Source organism: Kurthia sp. YJT4 (assembly GCF_030219945.1).
In the GTDB taxonomy this organism is placed as follows: Bacteria; Bacillota; Bacilli; order Bacillales_A; family Planococcaceae; genus Kurthia; species Kurthia gibsonii.
Genome location: NZ_CP126689.1, coordinates 1,026,131 through 1,051,755, shown reverse-complemented (window position 1 = coordinate 1,051,755; position 25,625 = coordinate 1,026,131). Strand labels below are relative to the sequence as shown.

Sequence of the window (25,625 nt, the reverse complement as noted above, 5' to 3'; positions counted from 1 at the left end):
TGACTAGTTAAAAGGTGTACCATTTTGTATTAAGAAATGTTCTAGTGCGATTGCGCGCTTTGCTGCTAATTCATAGCCCATTTGATAACTATCTTTAATTGTTGAAATATTCTTTTCAAAACTATTCAATGGATACGGGGGTCGGAATATGAAAGCTTTTCCTTCTTCTTCTAATTGTTCGCATAACTCTAAATCTGCATTATAATGATTGACACGTTGTTCCATCGCATCCACTAACTTAGGATATTTTTTTCGTAAAAATTGCATCGCCCATTTAGTTTTTCGATCTAATGTTTTCCGATAACCTTTTGGTCGTGTGAGTATAATCACATGTCTCTCATAGCCATCCGCAATCGCTTGGTGAATGGGAATAGGTTCAGAAAGCCCACCATCGAAATAAGGTACATCATTAATCTTAATTTCAGGAAAGATAAAGGGAATCGCACACGTTGCACGTAACATCGTACACTCACGATCCATATCAAGTGCATTCATATACTCTACTTCACCTGTATAAGCATTTGTTACACCAAATTTAATCGTGCCATTAAAATCATAAAATGTATCCCAATCAAATAAATCTAGTTGATTCGGTAAAATATTATAGGCAAAATCTAAACCAAATAAACTTTTCTCCTTAAAAAAATTACGAACACCCATATATCGTTTATCATGGCGATAATTCGTAAAAATACGTAATGTTCTTTCTTTTTGTTTTGAAACATACGAAGCTGCATTAATCGCACCTGCTGAAATTCCTAAAATATAAGGCATCTGAATATTTTGGTCGATTAAATAATCTAAAATACCGCCTGTATAAATCGTACGAAATGTACCACCTTCTAAAAGTAAACTAACATCTGTTGGGCGTATCTCGTTCATTCGTCACACTTCCTTTTTCAATCCGTATGATTAGTATACACCTAAAAAGCAAAAGATAACCTTTTTATGTCAAATTTTTCAGCCAAGCCTTTGCACTTTTACGACTTTTGAAGATGATCGTATCCACTGAACTTTCGCGTAACTGTTGTAAAATATGTGGTCGTATTTTCTCTTGATACGTCCATACAAACTGTAAAAATTCCATATCAATTTTTTCGGGACATCCTACTGCCATGTCTACACGCGTTCGGCCAAAGTGTTTGAACCAACGTGTCGTAACTCCTTGTAAACTTTGTATTCTTGGAACATCTAAACAAATTACTAAGTCTGCATATTGCATGCGAAGCGGCAATGTCGAATCAAAATTCCCATCAATAATCCAACTTGACTGCTGTAAATGAGATTGTAAGTCTTTTAAAAATAGTGCTTTCCCTCTTTTTTCCCAACCTTTTTTCCAATATAATTGATCTAAATGAACAAGTGGAAGCTGAGTGACTTTGTGTAATTCTCTACTAAAATAGGACTTGCCTGAACCACTACAACCGATAATCAAAATTCGCTGATGCCGCATACATACCTCCATTAATTTATACACCACTTCAATCTTTTCGTTCGAAGTAAAATACCTTCCACCTGTTCGAGTACAGTGGCCTCACATCGAAAGCTATTAGCTTGTAAAAAAGAAATAGCACCTACTTGAGAAGCTTCTACATGAACCGTCATGCTTTCGATTCCATGTAACTCTTCTTTAGCAATTTGTAATAATTGTGTGCCCAACCTTCGTCTTTGATATTCTTTTTCAACATACATCGCAAGTAGTTCACTATTCCCTTGTTTATTCACATATGAAAAATGAGCAAATCCTGTTATTTGCCCATTCACTTCCAACACAAAGAATAATGAATTTTTCATGCGTTGTTTAATTCTTGTAGGCTGATACACCAGCTGTAAAAAATCTTGCTGCATCGCTACTGGTATAACATGTTGATTTACAATTTGATTGTTTTTTTGTGCGATTTGACAAACCATGTCAATATCTGTTTCCACCATCTTTCGAATTTGCATGAAATACCCCCATGTGATTTTTAAATATTTATATGGTTCATAGAATACTAAAAATCATTTTATATTGCTACAATAAGAATATTAATTAACTGAATATTAACTTATTTAACTATTTTTTCTACTTAACTACTTTATTAGTATGAACAAAATACAGGAAATAATAAAGCTAAAGACAACAAATGAATATTAAGATGCTAATAAACTCGAAAAATATTAGCATCTTAATATTCGCACATTTTTTTCTTTTTATTCGCTATACTATTAAAAAATAGCAAGGGAGGAATTACATATGAAAAATGTAAAACGTACAATTGTTTCTGTACTTTTCTTAGCAGCTGTATTCACATTCACAGTAGACTTCTCAGTAATACCACTTGATTTACCATACGAATTTTAGAACTTAGTGCTTTTATACATACCAATAAGAAAGCATTTAGGACATTATCAAAAAACGTCATCAACCTCTCACCTGATGACGTTTTTTGATATATTAATAACACCATTTTCCTTTTAATTCTTTTAAAATAGATAATAAATACTCTTTTCCCAACAATTCAAAAAAGAACTGCGCTTTATGATACTGTTTGGAAATCTCTACATCTTCATAACCTAACTTTTCGTAACATTGCCCTAAATAATAATAAAAATTCCCCATATATACCATACGATCTACTCTAATCGATTCTTCAATGCCTAATTTAGCCTGACGCAACGCTTCATCATAATCTTCCATATCATAAAAAGTTTTCATCTTATTTACAATAATCTTCAATTTAAAAGAATGAAAATCAAAAGATACTTGTGTTTGAATAAGGTCTAAGTCAATCTTTTTATAATAAAAAATCGATTTCGTATAGTCCTTTTTTTCTGCGTATAATACTGCAAGTGAATTTTGAATACGCGTTGATAAATAATTTTTATTTAACTCTTGTTTTGGTGCTTCTCTTTCCAATTCTGTAATATACATAATTGCTTCTTCTACAGAAATTCTTTTTGTAAAATAACTACTCAAATGGAATAACCATCTAAAATAATAACGATACCAACCATTTTGAGATACTGCATTTGATTCATTTTCCGCAATTTGATAAATTTCTTCAAAAGCTCTCTCTTAGTAAAACCTCTACTTTTTCAAGTAATTCCATCTCAATAGCCGTGTTTTCTAAGTATACTGCTTCTACAAAATATGTAATCGGTACATTTAAACGTAATGAAAGCGCAATTAAAATATCGATACCTGGAAGCATCTTTCCTTTTTCAATCAAACTGATTGTCCCTTGTGAGCAAATACCTTTGCATAAATCTTGTTGTGTGATGTGTCTTAGCTTTCGCATTTCGACTACTTTTTGTCCTAATATTTCCCCCATCTATATAACCTCTTTTCTTCTAATATACGCCCTTACTATTCTATCTTAATATATTTTAAGTCATTCCCCTATAAAAAAGGAATTTAATGGTGTAGAAATAGCTATAAACAAAAAAATGCACCACAGTTGCTAAATATCACTAGCAATAGTAGTGCAGTTTACTTAATTAAAATAATCCTACAGGACGACCCTGTTCATCAATATCCATACGAAGGGCTGCTGGTTCTTTTGGTAGTCCAGGCATCGTCATAACATCACCTGTTAAACATACTAAGAATTTCGCACCTAACTTCGGAATAATCTCACGAATTGTCACGGTAAAGTCTGTTGGACGACCTAATTGGTTCGGTTGATCTGTTAAAGAATATTGTGTTTTTGCCATACAAATCCCTAATTGATCCCAACCATATTTTTCAATTTCTTTCATTTGTTTTTTCGCTTGATCTGTAAATTGAACGCCTTTACCACCATATACACGTTGAACAATTGTCGTTACTTTTTGTTCAATCGAATCTTTTACATCATATAATGGGCTGAACTGGTTTGGACGGTTTAATACTTCTAATACTTTTTTCGCAAGCTCTAAACCACCTGCACCGCCCTGTTCCCATACATTCGTTAAGGCTACTTCGACTCCTTGTGCCTCACACCATGCAATGACTGTTTGAAGTTCTGCTTCTGTATCGGTAATAAAACGATTGAGTGCCACAACAGGCTCAATTCCGAATTCGCGCACTGTTTGAATATGCTTTTCAAGGTTTTGAATACCTATTGTTAAGGCTCCTACATTCTCTTGTTGAAGTGATTTTTTATCCATACCACCATGCATTTTTAATGCACGAACCGTTGCGACAATAACAACCGCATCTGGATGAAGGTCACCTTGTACAGATTTAATATCCATGAATTTTTCGGCACCCAAGTCCGCACCAAAACCTGCTTCTGTCACAACAATATCAGCTAATTTACGCGCTGTATGTGTCGCTTGAATCGAATTACAACCATGTGCAATGTTTGCGAATGGACCACCATGAATAATCGTTGGTGTACCTTCAATCGTTTGTACAAGGTTCGGCTTGAATGCATCTTTTAATAATAGTGTTAACGCGCCTTCCACTGCTAAATCTTTGACGAAGACTGGTTCTTTATCATATGTGTAACCAATCACAATTTCAGATAGACGTTTTTTCAAATCTTGATAGTCTTTTGCTAAACAGAAAATGGCCATAATCTCCGAAGCGACCGTAATATCAAAACCATCCTCACGTGGAACACCTTGTGCTGGCCCGCCTAAACCAATCATGACATGACGCAACGAACGGTCATTCATATCAAGAACACGTTTCCAAATAATACGACGTGGATCAATGTTTAATTCATTTCCTCGGTGGATATGATTATCAATAAAAGCTGCTAGTGCATTATTTGCTGTTGTGATTGCGTGTAAATCACCTGTAAAATGCAAGTTAATATCGTCCATCGGTAATACTTGTGCATAGCCACCACCTGTAGCACCGCCCTTAACACCCATAACAGGCCCTAAAGATGGTTCACGTAATGCAACCATTACGCGCTCATTCAATTGGTTTAGAGCGTCAGAGAGACCTACTGTTACAGTTGATTTTCCCTCTCCTGCTGCTGTTGGATTAATCGCTGTAACAAGTACGACCTTTGCATCAGCTGTTAAATGATTCAACTGTGTTGTATCAATTTTTGCTTTGTACTTCCCGTATAGCTCAAGTGCATCTTCTGGAATGCCTGCTTTTTCAGCAATTGCTGTAATATGTTGCATTGGTGATTCAAGTGCAATTTCTAAATCGGTTTTCGGCTTCGTTGTATGTGACATGATTCCGTCTCCTATCTATCAGATGATTATCTTTACATTACTACAAAATGAAATACTCTTTCAATTCTAAAAAGTACTTTTTTTAAAAACATTTGAAGTTTTTTACAAAATATGTGACTTTTAGTTCAGAATATCTGAATAATTGACATTTTTTTAAAATTCATGCTATAGTTTATTCACCTGTAAAGACAAATTGCTTCATTTATAGGTAGATGATACTTGGAGGGATTCTCATGCATAGAGGCAAAGTTAAGTGGTTTGATACGGTAAAAGGATATGGTTTTATCGAATCGGAAAATGGCGATGATGTCTTTGTTCATTTTACAGGGATTGTCGGAGACGGATTTAAAAATTTAGAAGACAATCAGCTCGTTGAATTTGAAATTGTAGAAGGCAACCGAGGACCACAAGCCTCACATGTGGTTGTAATTCACCCATAAATAGATGATGCATCATGTAAATAAAAATCCACGCTCTGTATATGATACGAGTTTGGATTTTTATTTTTGGTTATAAAAAAGAGAAGCAGGGTCGCCCTACTTCTCTCATTCTCATTATTCTATTTCTTTTTCATCCATAGAAGTTTCTTCTTTCGGTTCTTCTTTTAAAATATCTAAACGAACGATTTGATGATTATTAATTTCTGTTGCTGTAAATACACAATTCTCATAGCGTACTTGTGAACCAACTTCAATATCATCGTTATTCGCCATGAACCAACCACCGATTGTATCAACATCTTCATCTTCCATGTCTAAATCAAGCAATTGATTCACTTCATCTAATAAAAGTTTCCCGCTAACATTGTAGTGTCCTTCGCCTAATTTATGATGCTCCGGTAATTCATCCGCATCAAATTCATCACGAATTTCGCCAACAATTTCTTCTATAATATCTTCAATTGTGACGAGGCCAGAAGTGCCCCCATATTCATCTAATAAGATGGCCATATGAATTCTTTCCATCTGAAACTTAATAAGTAGCTTACTAATTGGGAATGTTTCAATGACTTGAATAACAGGTTGTACGAATTTACTTACTTCTTCGTCACGAACAGATTCGTCTCTCACCATCTCAGTTAAAATCTGTTTCATGTTTACTACACCAATAATATGGTCTTTATCGCCATCATATACTGGATAACGTGTATATTGTTCAATATTCATACGCTCAAAAATTTCATGGATTTTCGTTGATTTTTCAAAGCTACTTAGCTCTGTACGCGGAACCATGACTTCTTTTGCGATTCGATCATCAAACTCAAAGATACGATTCATGTAGTGATACTCTGAAGTATTGATTTCGCCACCCTTTAAACTATCTGACATAATCATACGTAACTCTTCTTCGCTATGCACTTCTTCATTTTCTGACATCATTTTTAATCCAAATAAACGTGCAAGTAATCTTGCTGAACCATTTAATAATCGAATTGGTAAATACATGATTTTATAGAACAGAATTAACGGTCCTGAAAAACGTAATGTTACCATTTCTGCTTTTTGAATAGCGAGTGTTTTCGGTGCTAATTCACCGACAACAACGTGTAAAAATGTCACAACAGAGAATGCAATCACGAAAGAAACAACAGTAATAGCTTTTCCTTCAAGTCCTACTAATTCAAATAGTGGATGTAACAATGTTGCCACTGTTGACTCCCCTACCCAACCAAGTCCAAGCGCTGTAATTGTAATCCCAAGCTGACACGCAGACAGATACTCATCTAAATGAGTAATAACTGTTTTCGCGCGCACCGCTTTTTGATTTCCTTCACTTATTAACTGATCAATTCGTGTTGTACGCACTTTTACAATCGCAAACTCTGTTGCTACAAAGAATGCGGTAAATGCGATTAATAAAATAAATAACACAAGTTTTATGGCTATCTCGACGTCCAAATATGTCCTTTACAATACGGTTCGTACTTTCGGGTATTGTAAAGAATTCACCTCCCAAATTTAATATACTTTAAATTTATACGATTTTTACTCCAAAAAGCAATTTATAAGTATGAATTTTATAAATTTTACATTCATTTTTTTAAAATCCTTTTATGGAATTAATCACTAATTGCGAATATGTGGATTCTTTCAAGCAGTTACAGCTGTGAAAAATTCATTGTATAACTCTTTTAAAATCACATCTTCATATTGACGTAATACACCAAATGATAATGATACTTCTGAAGAACCCTGGTTAATCATTTCGATATTCGCTCCTGTACGTGCAATTGCTGTTGCTGCACTAGCAGCTAAACCTGTTTTATACTTCATACCTTCACCTACAACCACAATCATTGAGAAGCCATGACGGAAATTCACATCATCTGCATGTAATTCATTCGTAACACGATCTAAAATACGCGCTTCTTTTTCATCGTCTAATTGATAGCTGCGAATAATAACAGAGATATCATCTAAGCCAGATGGTGTATGTTCGTATGAAATATCTTCTTCTTCTAAAATTTGCAGTAATTTACGTCCGAAACCAATTTCACGGTTCATTAAATATTTTGATACATATAAAATCGAGAAGCCTGAATCAGCTGAAATACCCGTAACAGGACGTTTACTTTCTTCACGCTTTGCTACAATACGTGTCCCAGGAGCACTTGGATTATTTGTATTTTTAATATTTACAGGAATCCCTTGTTTTACGACAGGCATCAATGCTTCGTCATGGAATACAGAGAAACCAGCATACGATAATTCACGCATTTCGCGATACGTAATTTCTGTAATTTCCGCTGGATTGTTGACTACTTTCGGATTCGCACTGAATACACAATCTACATCTGTAAAGTTCTCGTATAAATCAGCGCCAACTGCTGCCGCAAGAATCGCACCTGTAATATCTGAGCCTCCACGATCGAATGTGCGTAATAAACCTGACTTTGTATAACCGAAGAAACCAGGGAATAGAATAATTTCATCACTATCTTTTAATGAAGCTAATTGTTCATAAGCTTCTGCAATTGCCATTGTACGTTCTGGCACATCATTCACTACTAGCCCTTCTTTTGGACTTACATAGCGTGTTGGGATGCCAATGCTGTTAAAATAAGCAGCGACCATTTTGGCATTATTATCTTCTCCACTTGCTTTTAAGGAGTCCATTAACATTTCATCTGTTAAATGTATAGCTTGTTCACAGCGTGCTTTTAAATCCAGTTCAATAATGTCACAAATTTCGTGATCCAAACCTAAACCAATCGCATTATCTTCATAACGTGATACAACTGCTGCAATTTTTTCTTCATAAGGCTTTTTAGCGATGACCGTATGCGCTAAATCGATTAATAAGTCGGTTACTTTAATATCTTCCGATGTACGTTTACCTGGTGCAGAAACGACCACAATACGACGTGTTGGATCTGCTTGAATAATATTTGCTACTTTTTTGATTTGTTCTGCACTTGCTACAGATGTGCCGCCAAATTTACATACTTTCATCTTTATCCATCCCAATCTATTTTAGTTGTTTTGTACTTACAAGAAAAACAAATGTTTCTTCACAGTGTACAAATTATTTGTTTTCAAGTCAATATTATTACGTACTTTATCACGAAATTTTTAAAAATAGAAGAATATTCTAAATTTTTTAAAGAAAATAGACAAATATAAAAAGAGAAACTGCGTATGAACACAATTTCTCTTTCCAAACCGAACTTTTTATTTATATGAGTTACTATTCTAAGCACGCTTAGATGTTTTTAATAATTCCTGTCCCAAAAACTGAAGTTGCTCACCAATTGTACATGATTCAATACAAAAACGATGTGCTGCAGCTTTTCCACGATCTTTACGAAGTTGTTGTTTTACAAAACAGCCTTCACAATATTTTTCGTTTAACGCATCAATATCTTGTACAATGGTTGTGAAATCGATCATGTAATACGTCACCTCTTTTTCTCATCCATCTAGCTTTTTTTTAGGCATTCGTCTATTCTACTATTAATAGAACCTTTCTTGCAAGTAAAGAAATTGAGGAGGCAATCGTCTATGTTAGAAGTCTATATTGACGGTGCAAGCGCTGGTAATCCAGGTTCGAGTGGCATCGGTATTTTCATTAAAGGAGAAGGACATCAAATACGAATTAGTGAACCAGTCGGTATGATGGATAATCATACTGCTGAATTTCATGCACTCATTCGTGGATTGAAGGAAGCACAAAAATTAGGTTCTTCTCTCGTATCTGTTCGCTCTGATTCGAAAATCGTCGTTTCTTCTATTGAAAAGCGATATGCAAAACATTATGCGCACTTTATAGATGAAGCACTCCCATTAATTGATAGCTTCGATTTATTTTTCATTAAATGGATTCCTGACGATCAAAACAAAGCAGCTGACCGATTAGCGCGTGAAGCTATACTAATGAACACAAACGAAAAGAGAGACTAGCATCTATACTAGCCTCTCTTTTTTCAGTTATACATGCTGCTGTTTAGTCGCTATTCTACCTTTACGTAATGTGTTTAAAATATAGAAAATACCTACAATCAGAATCACTACACCTGCTACAAGATAAATCATCGCATAGCCTTTATGTGCTGCTACAGAACCTAAAATAAAGGAACCTAGTGCAATCCCAATATCAAAAAATGTAAAGAATGTAGCTGTTGCATAGCTCGTTCTTCTAGCTGGTGACTTTTGGACACTAAGTGTTTGAAAACTTGGGACAAGCGCTCCGTATCCTAATCCGATTAATGCGCCTGCTAGTAAAAAGACGAACGCATTTGGCATCCAAGCCATGAATAGTAGACCGATTGCAAATAAGATAAAACCAGGCATGATAATACTGTTCGGCCCTTTTGTATCAAACATTCTACCTGTAAATGGTCTTGATAAGAGCATTGCTGCTGCAAAGACGACATAGAAGAAACTTGCAACTGCTAGTACACCTTTTTCTTGAGCATAAACAGCTAAAAACGATAGAACACCTGAATAAGAAAAAGCCACGAATAAACCGATTAATGCAAATGGAACAGCACCTTTTTCAATTAAGTCGCTCATTTTAAATGTTAATTTTGGCTTTCCTTCTGGGAATTCATGCTCTGTTATACGAAGTGTAAGAACAAGCGTACTTCCAATAAGTAAAATAGCTGACATCACCCAAAATAAAGCATCAAACGATACATATTGAATGAGTAGAAGCGCTACAAAAGGTCCTAAAACAATGGCTAAATTTTGTGACATTGCAAAATACCCTAGACCTCGACCTCGTTTTTCCATCGGAACTGTGTCAGCTGCAATCGCATTATTTGCAGTGGTTAACACACTAAAGAAAATCCCTTGAATGAATCGTAATACTAATAAAAGTAAAAAAGGTTTAATAAAAACGTATAAAATCGTCGTTACAAAGTAACCGACCATGCTCATGACGAGCATTTTTCGTTTTCCGACCACATCTAAAATCTTACCGATGAACGGTCTTGCAACAATGGCAGAGAGTAAAAAGATGGTTAATAGTAACCCCGCATCTTCACTCCCACGCTTTAATTCACTTGTTACATAAATCGGTAGCACATTGACTAACCCATAAAAAACAAAAAATACACTCATATTTGTAAAAAATAAACTAAGAAATTGCTTAGTCCAGATTTTCTGATTCTGGCTCAAAAAAGGTCATCCTTTCATCTTTCTGAGCAATCCCTTCAATTGTTCTTGCTCTTCTTCTGTTAGACCTTTCGCAAATTGATCTTCGTATGCTGAAACTGTTACTTTTACTTCTTCGAATTTTTTCTTTCCTTCTTCTGTTAGTGAAACGATTTTTTCACGTAAATCGTCTCCTTTTTTTCGTTGAAGAAGCCCTAGTTGTTCCAAACGTGCAACTGTTCTTGTAATGGTTGGTGCTTCTACATTTAAGTATTTCCAAATCGATGTGAGTGACATCTCACCGCGTTGTTCTACGATGAAAAGTACTGTCCATTGACTGCTGTAGATACCATGTTGCTTTAAGACACCATTCATCCCATTTGTAAATTCGCGTGTTTTTTGTAATAGTTCATGGAATAATAAATTCATTTTGACCTCCAAAGATAAATTTACTTAGGTAAACATCCACTTTATTGTACGGTATTTATTTACCTATGTAAATAATTGTTTGATTGTTTTAAAAAAACAGCAGTATGTTACTGCTGCTCTAACGTACGCATTTTATTTAAAGCACCAATTGCACCACTATAACCTTGATCGTCTAAGAAAATCGGATTCTTTTGTTTAATTACAGTATAATCTGCAATTACTTCGCGTAAAACCGGATGATCTTTTAGCGTCGTACCGATATAAATAATATCGTCTACTTCATATTGTTGTGCTAATTGAATACTTAATGTTGTAATCACTTCTCCCACTAAACGGGCAACAGTTGCGAGCACATCTTCTTGTTTATAATCTGAACGTAAATCAATCCCAACTTTCCCAAAGTTACTCGCAGTTAAATCTGGATGAAGAGGTGCTGGAATTTCTTGTCCTTTAAAAATATCTGCTACCATTAAATCAATCGACTTTCGACTCCCTTGCTGAGCCAACTCACTCATTTCATTATAGTTAAAAATACCTGTTAATAAAGCACTCAAGCCAATTAGTGTACCACCACCAATTCCTGTACCGCTTACTCGCTTATACGTATCATCGTTCATATAATGAACCGACGTTCCTGAACCGATATTTGTAATAATCGCTCGCTTTAAATCGATATTTTCACGCTCTAATAAGAATCGAACTCCTTTTAGTGTCGCTTCAAATTCCACAACATAAGCAAATTCTTTTTCTGCTGTGACGAGCTGTCGTAACTGCTCTGCACGTCCACCTGTTAAACCTACTTTTTCAACTTCTGGATGTGCATTGATAAATGCCGCAACTTCTTGTAAATTTGTCGATGGTTCGTGTTTTAAGATTAATTGTTGTTCCTCGTTTATGTAGGCGATTTTTGTTAATGTACCACCCGCATCAATACCGATTGCTCTTACCATAATAATCTCCTTAGCGTACGTAAATTATGTACATCTTTTAACTAGTTTGATTCATTTTAAAGTATGAATCCGTTCTCATATAGAATACACAACAAAAAAACACATTACAAACAAAAAATTGAGAAGCTTTCCCATGTACTTTTAATTTTTATTTTCCTTCTACTTGAAGTACGATAGAATAGAAACTATCTACTTATATTAAATGGAGGTCTATACTTTGACTGACACAAAGAAAATGTATAAAGAAGCAATGGCCATTTTAAAAGCAACAAGCCGTACTTTTTTTATTCCAATTACTTTTTTAGAGAAAGATTTAAAAACAACGGTAGCGATGGCTTACCTATGTATGCGCGCAATTGATGAAATTGAAGATCACGAAGAAATCGAGAACGAAGCAAAAGCACAAATGCTTGATGCAACAGCGGCACTTTTACTACAACCTTCTTTCGACGAACAAGCATATGAAGCAGTTATTCAAGATTACCGTCATCTATTACCCGAAGTATCATTACGTTTAAATGACTGGTTAGCTTTAACACCAGAAGGCATTCGTCCACAAGTTGCTGCTTCAACAAGTGAGATGGCTTCTGGCATGGCGAAATGGGCTCGTAAAAACTGGATTTGTAAAACAAAAGAAGATTTAGACGATTACACGTACTATGTAGCTGGTCTTGTTGGCACAATGCTTTCGGACATTTGGTTATGGGGAGCAGGTATCGAAACAGATCGTGATTTAGCAATTGGCTATGGTCGCGGCTTACAAGCAGTGAACATTCTACGCAATCAAGATGAAGATGCTGAGCGCGGTGTAAGCTTCATGCCAGAAGGTTGGACGCGTGATGACCTATTCGCTTACGCAGAAGAAAACTTAGCGAAAGGTGACGCATACAATCGCTCAATCAAAAAACGCAGTATCCTCATGTTCTGTAAAATTCCATTAGCACTTGCACATAAAACACTCGATGCAATGAAAAAAGGACACGTAAAAATGTCCCGTCAAGAAGTAGAACAAACTGTTGCCGCACTTGATGAATCAACTAAATAAAGAAAATTAAAAGCCTGATGCGAAATATTTGCATCGGGCTTTTGTGTGATTTGACTCCCTTTTAATGGTGATGATTCCCTTTCGCGCGCATGGATTTGTCCCTTTCAAAGGCATCGATTCCCTTTCACGCACGGTTTTGTCCCTTTCAACGGTGATGATTCCCTTTCGCGCGTGGATTTGTCCCTTTCAAAGGCAGCGATTCCCTTTCACGCACGGTTTTGTCTCTTCCAACGGTGATGATTCCCTTTCGCGCGACCATTTGTCCCTTTCAACGGCAGCGATTCCCTTTCGCGCGACCATTTGTTCCTTTCAACTGTGAAGATTCCCTTTCGCGCGTGGATTTGTCCCTTTCAAAGGCAGCGATTCCCTTTCACGCACGGTTTTGTCCCTTTCAACGGTGATGATTCCCTTTCGCGCGTGGATTTGTCCCTTTCAACGGCAGCGATTCCCTTTCGCGCGTCGTTTTGTCCCTTTCAAAGGCAGCGATTCCCTTTCACGCACGGTTTTGTCCCTTTCAACGGCAGTAATTCCCTTTCACGCGCGGTTTTGTCCCTTTCAAAGGCAGCGATTCCCTTTCGCGCGCGGTTTTGTCCCTTTCAACGGCAGTAATTCCCTTTCACGCGCGGTTTTGTCCCTTTCAAAGGCAGCGATTCCTATTCAACACCTCTTAGTCTTTTGACCGAATATATTTTTCAGAAGTGAAAATGCATAAATATATATTCCCTTTCGATTAGTCTTATCTCTTTTTGATATCAATTATGCTTTTTCAGCATCTATTTTTGCTCGTTCACAAAGTTGTTTAAATTTTTTTTCGTATATTTCATTTGCATCCTTTTGACGTTTTTTCGGTCCTTTCGTGCGCCCTCCCGCTTGTCGAATCTTTTGTCCAACATGACGTGTAAATAATAGTTGGTCGATGTTTTCGTTCGTGAATTCACGTCCGTTTTGGTCGATACAATAAGCTCCTTTAGCCAGTATCATTGCCGCTAGTCCATAGTCTTGCGTCACGACAATATCGCCTTTTAACACGACATTTAAAATAGCGAAATCTACAGCATCCATGCCTTTTGACACGATTTTTGTTTCCACTCCTTCCACACGAATTTCATGCGATGTATCACAGTAAATGATGGGGGTTATTTGAGAATTTTGAGCGATGTTGATCGTCGATAAAACAACTGGACAACCATCTGCGTCGATATGCACTTTTAACAAAAAAATCCTTCCTTTCCTTTTAAATTACAAAAAGAGATGAAATCAATCTCTTTTTGGCATATTCATTCGGTAACGCTTACATGAATAAAAATACATTAATATTGCATAATTATAAAAATCGGACAATTGAAAAATTTTAAAAATTTCGTTATAGTTATGCCAATACAAGAATAACACATGGGGGTTTTAAATTTATGGTAACAATGAATCCAGAACAAGTAGCAATGCATTATATCGATGAAGTTTATAAAAACTTAGAAGCAACACATGCACATGAACCAGAATTTTTACAAGCAGTGAAAGAAATCATCTATTCTTTAGCACCTGTTTTTGCAAAACGTCCAGAATATATGGAAGCAAGTTTACTTGAGCGTATTATCGAGCCAGAACGTGTTGTAAAATTCCGTGTTGCTTGGGAAGATGATAATGGTAAAGTACAAGTAAATCGTGGTTTCCGTGTACAATACAGTTCAGCGATTGGACCTTACAAAGGTGGATTACGTTTCCATCCTTCTGTAAACGAAAGCATCATTAAATTCCTAGGTTTCGAACAAATTTTCAAAAACTCTTTAACAGGCCAACCGATTGGCGGTGCTAAAGGTGGATCGGACTTCGATCCAAAAGGAAAATCTGATTCAGAAATCATGCGCTTCTGCCAAGCGTTTATGACAGAATTACACAAATATATCGGACCACACGAAGATGTTCCTGCAGGCGATATTGGTGTTGGCGCACGCGAAATTGGTTTCTTATTCGGACAATACAATCGTATTAAAGCTTCTTATTTACCAGGCGTAATTACAGGCAAATTACCTCGTTTTGGCGGTTCTCTTGCACGCAAAGAAGCAACAGGTTATGGTACAGTCTACTTCGTACAAGAAATGTTAAAAGAAATCAATGCAACATTTGAAAACCAAACAGTTGTCGTATCTGGTTCAGGTAATGTATCAACATACGCAATTGAAAAAGCGCAACAACTCGGCGCACTTGTGGTAGCCTGCTCAGATTCAGATGGTTATATTCATGACCCTTCTGGCATCAAGTTAGATACAGTGAAAGATATTAAAGAAGTTCGCGGTGGTCGTATTAAAGAATATATCGACGCACATCCAGAAGCAACTTATGTAGAAGGATGCGAAAACATTTGGTCAATTCCTTGTGATATCGCTCTTCCATGCGCAACACAAAATGAAATTGATGCAGATGCTGCGAAAACATTAATCGCAAACGGTGTTAAAGCTGTCGGCGAAGGTGCCAATATGCCTTCAACATTGGAAGCAATTGATTTATATTTTGAAAACAATATATTATTTGCTCCTGCAAAAGCTGCAAATGCTGGTGGTGTAGCGGTATCTGCTCTTGAAATGGCACAAAACAGCATGCGCATGTTCTGGACATTTGAAGAAGTTGATGCAAAATTACATGAAATTATGCGTAACATTTATAAAAATAGTCGTGAAGCTGCAAAAGAATTTGGTCACGAAAACAACCTTTTAATCGGCGCAAATATCGCTGGTTTCTTAAAAGTAGCTGACGCGATGATCGCACAAGGTGTTATCTAATTATAAAGAAAAAAACAGAAATCGGCATGAACGATTTCTGTTTTTTTTTATGATTTTGGGTGTCTTAAGTTACCTTGTCTAGGGTGAAATCGAACATTCGAGTAGCAAAACGGGGCATTCGTATTTCCAAATGGGGCATTCGTTCCTCGGTTCGGGTCATTCACCCGTTCAAACGGGACATTTGAGGGCGAAAACGGGTCACTCGCCTAAAAAACCTTAATTACTCACTTTCTGCACTTTCTTCAAGGCTTTTGAGTAATTCAAGAGGACTTCATTTCACTATGATTGGGTGAAATCGAACATTCGGGTGGCGAAATGGGTCACTCGTCGAAGTGATTGGGGCATTCGCTCTACCAATCGGGTCATTCACCCATCTATTTGGGTCACTCGCTCATCCAATCGAGACATTCGGAAATAAATGGGTATGTACTCTTCACAAAATACGAATTATAAATTATAATATAACTATAAATAATCGTTTTAAAAGCGTTAAAAACGAACTTAATACGTTTTAAAAAGATTTTTAGAGATAATAAACGAACATTAGGAGGATTTATCATGATTTTGAAGTACGAAGGTAAAACAAAGAATGTTTTCGAATTAGAAGATGGTCACTTTTTATTAAAATTCAAAGATGATGTTACAGGTGAAAACGGTGTATTCGATCCAGGTGCTAACACAGTTGGTTTAACAATTGATGGTGCAGGTCTTGCTGGGTTACGTTTAACAACATTTTTCTATGAAAAATTAAATGAGATGGGTGTACCAACACACTTCGTTTCTTCAAATATGGATGAGGCAACAATGACGGTAAAACCTGCAACTGTTTTTGGTAAAGGTCTTGAAGTGATTTGTCGTTTCCGTGCAGTTGGCAGTTTCTTAAAGCGTTACGGTGCATATGTGGAAGAAGGACAACCTCTTGATGCTTTCGTAGAAGTAACGATTAAAGATGATGACCGTTTAGATCCACCCATTTCAGAAGATGCACTTGCACAACTTGGTATCTTAACAAATGATGAGTATGCAACGCTAAAAGAAGCAACACAAAAAATTGCTTCTTTCGTTAAAGACGAACTAGCGAAAAAAGATCTTGAGTTATATGATATTAAACTTGAATTTGGTCGCGATGCGAAAACAAATGAAATTTTATTAATTGATGAAATTTCAGGTGGTAACATGCGTGCGTTCCGCGGAACTGAATATATCGAGCCTCTTGAACTTGAAAAGATCATGTTAGCTCCTGAATAATACGTATTGCCCTGTCTCACCTCAGAGATAGGGTCTTTTTTTTTCGAACAATAATTGTCGAATTATTCGAAGTATTATATACTAAAGTCATTACTTCGAATACCGAAGAATCAAGGGGGTTTTTTTATGTACGAAAGTTTTCCACTTCGTCAAGATGTTCCAGAACAAGAAAAATGGGACTTACGTTATTTAATCCAAGATGACGCTGCATACGATGCTGCCATTACAAAAATCCAACAAGATGTTGATGCTTTTGTAGCAAAATGGACAAACCATATTCAAAAAGCAGAAGATTTACCGACATTATTTGTTGATTATGAAAAAGTTTTAACTGACTTATATATTATCGGCTCTTATGCCGAGCTAGATGTTGAAACAGATCAAACAAATGAAGCAGCTGCAATTCGTGCAAGTGACTTTTCAACAATTGCGGCAAAAATCGATGCAAAATTATCATTTGTAATGAGTGATTTACTCGCATTATCAAATGAAGTTTTAGAAGAAGCAAAACAACTTGCGCCTACTTATGCGCATTATATTAAACGTTTAATCGACCAAAAAGCACATCAACTAAGCCCTGAAACAGAACGTGTTCTAGCTTCTCTGTCAGGTACATTTCAAGCAGCTTATGGTCTATACAACACAACGAAATTAGTCGATTTAAAATTCCCTGACTTCACAGTAGAGGGTGAAAATTATCCGCTAAATTATAATTTATTTGAAGGTGATTGGGAGTTAGAAAGTAATACAGCTGTTCGTCGTGCAGCATTTGACGCTTTTTCAAAACAACTGCGTCACTACTTACACACAACTGCCAAGACATATCAAACACATGTACAAACTGAAAAAACAATGGCTGATTTACGTGGCTATGATTCAGTTATTGATTATTTACTTGATGAGCAAGAAGTTGACCGCACGCTTTATAACCGTCAAATTGATGTAACGATGAAAGAGCTTGCACCGCATATGCGTCGTTATGCCAAGTTACTTCAAAAAGTACATGGCTTAGATCAGATGACCTTCGCTGACCTGAAAATTTCATTAGATCCATCTTATGAACCAAGTATTACGATTCCAGAATCAAAAGAATACTTGAAGAAGGCACTTGGTGTAATGGGTGAAGATTATCTTCAAATGATTGACGATTCTTTCGAGCAGCGCTGGATTGACTTTGCGCAAAATGAAGGAAAATCAACAGGTGCATTCTGTGCAAGTCCATATGGTTCACATTCATACATTTTAATCTCTTGGACAAGTCGTATGAATGAAGTATTCGTTCTAGCACATGAATTAGGTCATGCTGGACACTTCCGATATGCACAGCGTGAACAATCACTATTAAATAGTGAATCATCGACTTACTTTGTCGAAGCACCATCAACTATGAACGAAATGTTAATGGCGAATCACCTGCTACAAAACTCAGAAGATCCACGTTTCAAACGCTGGGTAATCTCAACAATTGTTGCACGCACATACTATCATAATTTTGTAACGCATTTACTAGAAGCTGCATTCCAGCGTAAAGTATATGAAAAAATTGATGCAGGTCAATCGCTATCTGCTTCGATTTTAAATGACTTAAAACGCTCGGTTTTAGAAGAATTCTGGGGTGATGCGGTTGATATTAATGACGGTGCCGAACTTACATGGATGCGTCAACCACACTATTACATGGGCTTATACCCTTACACATATAGCGCTGGCTTAACAATCTCAACACAAGTATCACAACGTATTCTAAAAGAAGGCGATACTGCGGTGCAAGATTGGATTCGCACATTAGAAGCAGGGGGTACAAAATCACCTGTTGATTTAGCAAAAATGGCTGGTATTGACTTAACAACAGACCAACCACTACAAGATACAATCGCCTTTATTGGTGACTTAATTACACAATTAGAAGAACTAACTGAACAAATTGGTGATTAATAGACAGAAAAAATCGTGCAATCATCGCACGATTTTTTTCTTATGAAATGAGGAACATGAATGCAATTTGATTTAATGAAATTATTTGATGGGTATGTGAGAAATTATCATACATTCCATTTAACAGTCGACCACGGTAAACACTCTTTTACAATGACAGAAATAGAATATTTTTCACGACTTGGTTCGATGCTCGGATACCATGCCTATACGGAAGATACGTGCAATGGTTTAAATCGCCCGATGGATTTAACTTGGTGGGATGGTTTTGACGGTACATATTGGCACGATTTTATTTTACATTTAGAACGTGAAAACTATTTTAAAAAAGATATGGAAACATTGGAAAAATTATTTTGTAAACGTGAACTTTCACCCATGCATGCAATCGGCATTTTAAACGTCCCAAACTACGAACGCATCGAAGAATTACTTCAACATGTCAAAAAGATGTGTAATGTCCCGCAAGCGATGTTGATTTTTAGAACGTATTCACAAGAAAGTGATAAAAACTTTTTTGATGAGGTCTATACCTACGTCTTTCATCAGAAAAAATGCGTAGCTACTAAAAAAGCCTATGTTTCAGAAGTTTTTGGTGTCTTACATATGCATGAATAAAAAAATCGCGCTGCGGTAAAATGCAGCACGATTTTTTTAGATTATTAAATTGTTTCAATCAACGCTTCAATAAAATCTTCTTTGGATAATAATTTTAAATCAAAAGTACATTCACATTAAATCCCATAATAATAAATTACAATATCAGGAGAATTCATTGTTTCTAGATAATGCATACATATATTTAGTTTTTTCAGAACTTCAGACTTAACAAAAAACGTTTCTTTTAATCCCTTCATTTCTTCAAAAGAAATCTCAGCTAATTGATCTTCATTCAAATCAACTAAATAAGGATAATAATATTCATCATCTAGTTTTTCTAATATATCTATCCATTCTAGAAATATTTTTTTCAAGTAATCAAAACTATAATGATTAATAACAGATATCCCACAATAATTGAGCCCCTTATCACTCGGGACTTTACTCTTATAAGGTTCTTTAACATAGCCAGGATTAATTGATGGAATCAAATTATAAAGACAATCAACCTCATATGCTTGTTGTTCCATTACATAATCTAAAAAAATATCTTCTATATTAATTTTGGCAATCACACAATCATTTCTTTCATCAACAAATTCAAAATCATGATAAACAGCCATTTTATACCTCTTTCTTAATTCATTAAAAAAGATGTTGTATCCCTTTCATATGTATACTCCTTCTCTTCTGAACTTGTTGCAAGAAAAAACTATAACAACAATCAAATCATGCGAAAAGAAGTAATTTTTCTCTAATGTCGCGTAGTGAGACATACGATTAAAAATGTCTCATTTTATATCAAAATAAAGAGGACTGCATAGTAGCAATCCCCTTCTCTCAATTTACATATAATCTCTTACTTGATACTGCTTCACATCTTTTGGTAATGGACACATATATTCCTCGCCATTTTTACGTTCCACTAACTCAGCTTTTGCTTGCTCCACAAGTTCTGGATTATGCAGTAATTGGAGTGCTGTTGCTGCCATCACTTTACCCGCATGCATCATTCCTTTATGTGCAATCGATGTTGTACCTGTCGCAACAATTTGCCATGTATGAAGTGTTGTACCTAACACTTCACATGCTGTCATACACTGCGCTGTTGGAACAATCCAGCTCACATCACCGACATCTGTTGAACCTGGGAATACATTACTCGCTGGTGTGTATGGACTAATAACATCTGCTAAATCTTTACCTGCTAAACGACGGTCTACTTCTTCTTCTACTTTTTTATCTGCTTCTGCTAAAGTTTGACGAATCGCCTGTGCGAATTGTTGTTCTTCTTCTGTATGTGTTGGCACGCCTAGTTGTTCGAACTGCGCATACATCGTTTCTTCTAAAACCGTATTCGGAATGACATTTGATAATGCTGAAGCTAAATCAATCTCCACTTCCGTACCTGTCATTAATGCAGCACCTCTCGCCACATCACAGACACGTTGGTAAATGGACTCTGTTTGAGATACACGCGGTGCACGTACAAAATATAATACCTCTGCTTCCGATTGCACAACATTCGGTGCAAAGCCACCTGTGTTTGTAATCGCATAATGAACACGTGCTTCAGGAATAATATGTTCACGTAAATAGTTGACGCCGACATTCATCAGTTCCACTGCATCAAGCGCACTACGTCCTAAATGTGGACTTCCTGCTGCGTGAGCACTCGCACCTTTAAATTTGAAGTACACTTCATAACAAGCAAGCGAAGCCATCGACATAATTTCGTTACGTGATCCTGGATGCCATGTTAGGGCAAAATCAACATCATCAAACAATCCCTCACGTACCATAAATGTCTTACCGCCACCAATTTCTTCACCTGGGCAACCATAGTAACGTACTGTGCCTGACAACTCATTTTCTTTTAAATAATCACGAACTGCAAGAGCTGCTGCAAGTGAACCTGTTCCAAGAAGGTTATGTCCACAACCATGTCCATTCCCGTTCTTTTCAACAGGCGCATAATTCACTTGACCACCTTCTTGACTAAGCCCTGATAATGCATCAAACTCTCCTAAAAATGCAATGACCGGCTTACCGCTACCGTAACTTCCGATGAAAGCTGTATCAATTTCTGCTACGCCTTCTTCTACTGTAAAACCTTCATTCTTTAATGTTTGAACAAGTAGTTGTGCTGATTTTTTCTCTTGAAAGCCTGTTTCAGCAAAACGCCATACTTGGTTACTGACATCTACAAGTGTATCTTTATTTTGTTCAATAATTTCGGATACAAATTCATGAATTCCCATGAAAAAACCTTCTTTCTATGATTGTTGAACTTTTGTTTTAGATTGAACTTCAAATACTTCATTACTTGAACGAAGTGTAAAGAATAATGAGCAACATGCAGTGACAAGTAATGCACCAATTAAGAAGAAGAATGCATACTCAAATGTATGGAAAGCATCCACTAAAGCACCCATTACTGTTGGTGCAATAAAGCCTGCTAATCCCCCTACAAAATACATCGTCCCCATGAACGAACCGACAATTCGTTCCGATACGTATTTTAGTGGAATCGATAAAACCGTCATACTAATTGCTGAACCGCCTAATGAATATAAACACTGGAATGCGACAGCTGCTTGAATACTTTGTGCGTTATACATGAAAATTAAGCAAGCACTTGCCATAATCGCACCGAATAAAATAATAAACTTCTCTTTTCCTGCTAACTGTTTATCAATTAAATAACCTGTAATCATCGCTGAAGCTAAACCGAACGCTTGTGGAATCATTGAGATCGAACCTACTTCTTGTAAATTCAGATGACGCGCACTTTCTAAATAAGATGGCATCCAAGAAGAAAAGCCCCACTGTGCGATACTTGAACCAAAATACATCACGACAATAATCCATAGCATCTTTTGTTTATACAATTCACGAAGTGGCAATTTAGGTGTCGCTGCTTTTTGAGCTAATTCTCTTTGAATTTGTGGCGGATGATAGAAAATCGCTAATAGAATCGTAACGAGTAATCCTCCACCACCAATGATATAGAACATCACACGCCAACCATACACATCTGAGATGAGTGCTGTTAAGTAAAGTGCTAATACACTTCCGCCTAGTTGTGCTGCAAGTAAAAATGACTTTGCACGCGCACGTACGCCTTTTTTATAAATTTCTGCAATGGCTACACCACTACCTGTTGGTAAACCACCATCACCTAAACCAAGTACAAGACGAATGATTAAAATACTTGCGAATGAACCAACCATACCTGTTAATAGTGAAAATAATGAAATAATCGTTAATGCTATCACAATGACTTTTCTTGAGCCGAATTTGTCAGATACCCAACCTGCAATTAAAGTCATACAGGCACTACTTAACCAAAAACTACTAATAATCATACCGCTCTGTGTTTCGGTTAGACCGAGTTCTTTACTAATTGGAATAATGGCAATGTTCATTCCAAACAGTGTTAAGGAGTCAATAATCCATCCTAAAAATAAAAGTGAAAAAATAAAATGTCTTTTGCTGTTGCTCATACTCTAGCCCCCAATGTTGTTCTTGTTGCATTTCTCTCCCCAAATAATTGTCCATCAGTTTCGGATAACTTTAGGACTCGTCCATAATATAGCATAAAACTTCTCGTATGTGTAGAAATATTCTGTTAAATCTTATTTTTCTGTTTTCATAGCATTTTTAATTTTTAGTTAAAACGGTCTTATTTAGGTCTAGTCCATAATATATCATAAAAGTACATAAAAGTGTATAAATATTCTATCATAAATTATTTTTTGTATATCCATTCATTTACTTGTTATACTAATAGAAAGAAAGGATGTGTCGATTTTGTCTATAAAAGTAGGATTAATCGGTCCACACGATTCATTACAAATTGTTCGTGAATATTTACACAAAATAAATGACTTCACCTGTTCCACATTCACATGTATTGACGAACAAGATTTAGAAAAATACGTCTTACCACAAAAATCACAGATGGATCTTTGGCTTTGTACGGGACCCATTACATATAAAATCGTTCAAGAATGGGGCAAACTGGAAGTACCCATTTTACATATTCAAATTCATGGAACAGCGCTCTACAGCTTACTTTTAAAAATTGCGTATACCCATGGTGTTACAGCTGACCAAATTAGTTTTGATGCGATTACAAAGGAAGATGTACTCATCGCTCTTCAACAAGTAGGTATGACCGAACATGCGCCACGTGTAAAATCTGATACATTCGATTTTGAACCATTAATCCAATTCCATCGTACTTGTTTTGAACAAGGATTATCAAAAGTAGCCATTACAGGTCATCCAATCGATGCAATTTTGCGTGAAGAAGGCATTCCGGCTTATCGTATTTTCCCTACAGAAATCTCGATGGAATCAGCTGTTTCTGAAATGCGTCGTGTATATGAAACATTACAATTTAAAAAATCACAAATTGCGGTACAAATTATCGAGTACGATGTTGTGATGCACGAACAAGATACAACCGCTCTTACAACACAGCATTTACATGATGTTGAACGTCAATTTATGCAACAATTAATGCCCTACGTCAAACAAGTACAAGGATCGATTTTGACGATTGGTTTCGGACGTTATGCTATTTTTTCTACACGTGGCTTTTTACAAGATGCTACAGAAAACTTTTCACAAAAAGCTGAAGTGTCCTCACTACCTGTACAACAATTAGAAGATTTAACATGCGGTATTGGTATCGGGCGTTCTGCACAGGAGGCAGAAGTGAATGCGTGGCATGCACTCATGCAAAGTCGAACGAATGGAAAAGGTTCTTGGATGGTGTGCTTTGATGATCGAAGTATGACAGGACCTCTCGGAGAAGCTCAGCAACTCACCTATTCTTATTCATCACAACAAATTGAAGCAATCCGTCAAAAAACTTCATTGAGTGCCGTTACTTTGCAAAAATTATCATCGATTATTCATAAACGTGGTACAGAACAATTTTCTGCTAATGAACTCGCTCAATATTTACAAATGACACCGCGTAGTGCGCGTCGTATATTAAATGAACTCGAAATGACGGGGCTTGCTAAAGTAGTTGCAGAGGAAAGTCCACGTCAAACAGGACGACCACGCAAAATTTATCAATTGCAGTTAAATGATTAACTATGCGCGGAATTCGTTCGTTGATAGTTCACCATTTATAAGTAATTACACAAAAAAACTTGAGCCACGTATAAGTGACTCAAGTTTTTTTATGAACGGTATTTTCTTGTTTGTACACGTTTTGTCCAAACCCCAATGAACACTAATAAAATACAGAAAATAATTGGGATTAATTGTGCCATCGCTGGGAATGTCCAGTCAACTAGATACTTACCATAACGGTCGCTCACAATCATGCTTCCTGCTGTATAGGCAATTAAGAGCGCCCCTAGCCAAATAAGTAGCGGGAATTTATTCATCAGCTTAATGATTAATTGGCTACCAAAAATGATAATCGGAATACTAATTAATAGTCCAAGTGCTGCTAAACCAACATGCCCATCTGCTACACCTGCAATTGCAAGAACATTATCTAAACTCATAACGAAGTCAGCTACGATAATTGTGCGTACAGCTGCGAATAACGTACTTCCACTTTCTACATCTGCATCTTCTCCGTTTGACTTCAGTAAATCCCATGCAATATAGAATAGTAATAAACCACCGACCACTTTAACAAATGGAATCGCTAATAATTGAACAGCAATGACTGTTAAAATAACACGTAAAGCAATTGCTCCACCTGTACCAATCAATATTGCTTTTTTCCGTTGTTCAGGCTTCAACTTTCGTGTTGCAAGCGCAATAACAACCGCATTATCCCCACTTAATACTAAATCAAGTAAGATGATGGATAAAATTTTGGATAGAAATTCGATATCCATGTTGTTCCTTC

At 36.3% G+C, this 25,625-nt stretch carries 25 protein-coding genes; 8 read left to right on the top strand and 17 right to left on the bottom strand.

The features are described from left to right. Positions 1-3: 3 nt before the first annotated feature. The 6 genes from QN089_RS05015 to QN089_RS04990 all read right to left on the bottom strand — a co-directional run bounded on the left by QN089_RS05015 (position 4) and on the right by QN089_RS04990 (position 5,160). Positions 4-882 (bottom strand): patatin-like phospholipase family protein, encoded by an 879-nt coding sequence (locus QN089_RS05015; RefSeq protein WP_285216092.1) that lies wholly within the window; start codon positions 880-882, stop codon positions 4-6. 64 nt (positions 883-946) lie between these two features. Beyond that, complete coding sequence (locus tag QN089_RS05010) at positions 947-1,453, bottom strand: P-loop NTPase family protein (protein WP_087682612.1); 507 nt, start codon at positions 1,451-1,453, stop codon at positions 947-949. Between the two features lie 11 nt (positions 1,454-1,464). After that, positions 1,465-1,947, bottom strand: coding sequence for a GNAT family N-acetyltransferase (locus QN089_RS05005; RefSeq protein ID WP_068454196.1), 483 nt, complete (start codon positions 1,945-1,947; stop codon positions 1,465-1,467). Positions 1,948-2,437: 490 nt separating this feature from the next. Then, a complete protein-coding gene (locus tag QN089_RS05000) occupies positions 2,438-3,031 on the bottom strand; it encodes a hypothetical protein (RefSeq protein WP_285216415.1) in 594 nt (197 codons plus the stop codon). Between the two features lie 13 nt (positions 3,032-3,044). Then, positions 3,045-3,314, bottom strand: a complete 270-nt coding sequence (locus tag QN089_RS04995; RefSeq protein ID WP_285216091.1) for a helix-turn-helix domain-containing protein — start codon at positions 3,312-3,314, stop codon at positions 3,045-3,047. Positions 3,315-3,480: 166 nt separating this feature from the next. Further along, positions 3,481-5,160 (bottom strand): formate--tetrahydrofolate ligase, encoded by a 1,680-nt coding sequence (locus tag QN089_RS04990; RefSeq protein WP_285216090.1) that lies wholly within the window; start codon positions 5,158-5,160, stop codon positions 3,481-3,483. 233 nt (positions 5,161-5,393) lie between these two features. Here QN089_RS04990 and QN089_RS04985 point away from each other — a divergent pair, with 233 nt between their 5' ends. Next, positions 5,394-5,600: a cold-shock protein gene (locus QN089_RS04985; protein ID WP_068454205.1), complete on the top strand. Its 207-nt coding sequence runs from the start codon at positions 5,394-5,396 to the stop codon at positions 5,598-5,600. A 114-nt stretch (positions 5,601-5,714) separates the two neighbouring features. On the opposite strand, the gene QN089_RS04980 is transcribed toward QN089_RS04985, so the two are convergent. From QN089_RS04980 to QN089_RS04970, 3 genes are all read right to left on the bottom strand, one after another. Next, positions 5,715-7,058, bottom strand: a complete 1,344-nt coding sequence (locus QN089_RS04980; protein ID WP_068454208.1) for a hemolysin family protein — start codon at positions 7,056-7,058, stop codon at positions 5,715-5,717. A gap of 192 nt (positions 7,059-7,250) precedes the next feature. Then, positions 7,251-8,612: an aspartate kinase gene (locus tag QN089_RS04975; RefSeq protein WP_068454211.1), complete on the bottom strand. Its 1,362-nt coding sequence runs from the start codon at positions 8,610-8,612 to the stop codon at positions 7,251-7,253. Between the two features lie 240 nt (positions 8,613-8,852). Then, a complete protein-coding gene (locus QN089_RS04970) occupies positions 8,853-9,047 on the bottom strand; it encodes a zinc-finger domain-containing protein (protein ID WP_068457441.1) in 195 nt (64 codons plus the stop codon). 114 nt (positions 9,048-9,161) lie between these two features. Here QN089_RS04970 and QN089_RS04965 point away from each other — a divergent pair, with 114 nt between their 5' ends. Beyond that, entirely contained in the window at positions 9,162-9,560 is a 399-nt protein-coding gene (locus QN089_RS04965) for a reverse transcriptase-like protein (RefSeq protein WP_087682621.1), read from the top strand. A 27-nt stretch (positions 9,561-9,587) separates the two neighbouring features. Here the strand turns inward: QN089_RS04965 and QN089_RS04960 are convergent, their stop codons facing one another. The 3 genes from QN089_RS04960 to coaW all read right to left on the bottom strand — a co-directional run bounded on the left by QN089_RS04960 (position 9,588) and on the right by coaW (position 12,133). After that, positions 9,588-10,778 (bottom strand): MFS transporter, encoded by a 1,191-nt coding sequence (locus QN089_RS04960; protein ID WP_285216089.1) that lies wholly within the window; start codon positions 10,776-10,778, stop codon positions 9,588-9,590. 6 nt (positions 10,779-10,784) lie between these two features. Further along, on the bottom strand, positions 10,785-11,183 hold the full coding sequence (locus QN089_RS04955; protein WP_068454217.1) for a MarR family winged helix-turn-helix transcriptional regulator: 399 nt from the start codon (positions 11,181-11,183) through the stop codon (positions 10,785-10,787). Positions 11,184-11,290: 107 nt separating this feature from the next. Then, positions 11,291-12,133: a type II pantothenate kinase gene (coaW, locus tag QN089_RS04950; RefSeq protein ID WP_285216088.1), complete on the bottom strand. Its 843-nt coding sequence runs from the start codon at positions 12,131-12,133 to the stop codon at positions 11,291-11,293. A gap of 217 nt (positions 12,134-12,350) precedes the next feature. Here coaW and QN089_RS04945 point away from each other — a divergent pair, with 217 nt between their 5' ends. Then, the gene (locus tag QN089_RS04945) at positions 12,351-13,178 is read left to right on the top strand and encodes a squalene/phytoene synthase family protein (protein ID WP_206060413.1); all 828 of its coding nucleotides are present in this window, start codon (positions 12,351-12,353) and stop codon (positions 13,176-13,178) included. 756 nt (positions 13,179-13,934) lie between these two features. Here QN089_RS04945 and QN089_RS04940 read toward each other — a convergent pair. Beyond that, entirely contained in the window at positions 13,935-14,393 is a 459-nt protein-coding gene (locus QN089_RS04940) for a YaiI/YqxD family protein (protein WP_285216087.1), read from the bottom strand. A gap of 194 nt (positions 14,394-14,587) precedes the next feature. Between QN089_RS04940 and gdhA the strand changes: the two genes are divergently transcribed. The 4 genes from gdhA (at position 14,588) to QN089_RS04920 (ending at position 19,756) form a co-directional block, all read left to right on the top strand. Continuing rightward, positions 14,588-15,955, top strand: coding sequence for an NADP-specific glutamate dehydrogenase (gene gdhA / locus QN089_RS04935; protein WP_121177446.1), 1,368 nt, complete (start codon positions 14,588-14,590; stop codon positions 15,953-15,955). 558 nt (positions 15,956-16,513) lie between these two features. Beyond that, positions 16,514-17,203: a phosphoribosylaminoimidazolesuccinocarboxamide synthase gene (locus QN089_RS04930; RefSeq protein ID WP_285216085.1), complete on the top strand. Its 690-nt coding sequence runs from the start codon at positions 16,514-16,516 to the stop codon at positions 17,201-17,203. A gap of 126 nt (positions 17,204-17,329) precedes the next feature. Further along, positions 17,330-19,138, top strand: coding sequence for an oligoendopeptidase F (pepF, locus tag QN089_RS04925; protein WP_285216084.1), 1,809 nt, complete (start codon positions 17,330-17,332; stop codon positions 19,136-19,138). A 60-nt stretch (positions 19,139-19,198) separates the two neighbouring features. After that, positions 19,199-19,756 carry a hypothetical protein gene (locus QN089_RS04920; protein WP_285216083.1) on the top strand — a complete coding sequence of 186 codons (558 nt, stop codon included), beginning with the start codon at positions 19,199-19,201 and terminating at the stop codon, positions 19,754-19,756. 116 nt (positions 19,757-19,872) lie between these two features. Here the strand turns inward: QN089_RS04920 and QN089_RS04915 are convergent, their stop codons facing one another. From QN089_RS04915 to QN089_RS04905, 3 genes are all read right to left on the bottom strand, one after another. Beyond that, positions 19,873-20,361: a hypothetical protein gene (locus QN089_RS04915; protein ID WP_285216082.1), complete on the bottom strand. Its 489-nt coding sequence runs from the start codon at positions 20,359-20,361 to the stop codon at positions 19,873-19,875. A 222-nt stretch (positions 20,362-20,583) separates the two neighbouring features. After that, positions 20,584-21,999 (bottom strand): M20 family metallopeptidase, encoded by a 1,416-nt coding sequence (locus QN089_RS04910; protein ID WP_285216081.1) that lies wholly within the window; start codon positions 21,997-21,999, stop codon positions 20,584-20,586. A 15-nt stretch (positions 22,000-22,014) separates the two neighbouring features. Then, complete coding sequence (locus tag QN089_RS04905; RefSeq protein ID WP_285216080.1) at positions 22,015-23,244, bottom strand: MFS transporter; 1,230 nt, start codon at positions 23,242-23,244, stop codon at positions 22,015-22,017. 307 nt (positions 23,245-23,551) lie between these two features. Between QN089_RS04905 and QN089_RS04900 the strand changes: the two genes are divergently transcribed. Then, positions 23,552-24,850 (top strand): helix-turn-helix domain-containing protein, encoded by a 1,299-nt coding sequence (locus QN089_RS04900; RefSeq protein WP_285216079.1) that lies wholly within the window; start codon positions 23,552-23,554, stop codon positions 24,848-24,850. An 89-nt stretch (positions 24,851-24,939) separates the two neighbouring features. On the opposite strand, the gene QN089_RS04895 is transcribed toward QN089_RS04900, so the two are convergent. After that, positions 24,940-25,614: a TerC family protein gene (locus QN089_RS04895; protein ID WP_285216078.1), complete on the bottom strand. Its 675-nt coding sequence runs from the start codon at positions 25,612-25,614 to the stop codon at positions 24,940-24,942. Positions 25,615-25,625 lie beyond the last annotated feature (11 nt).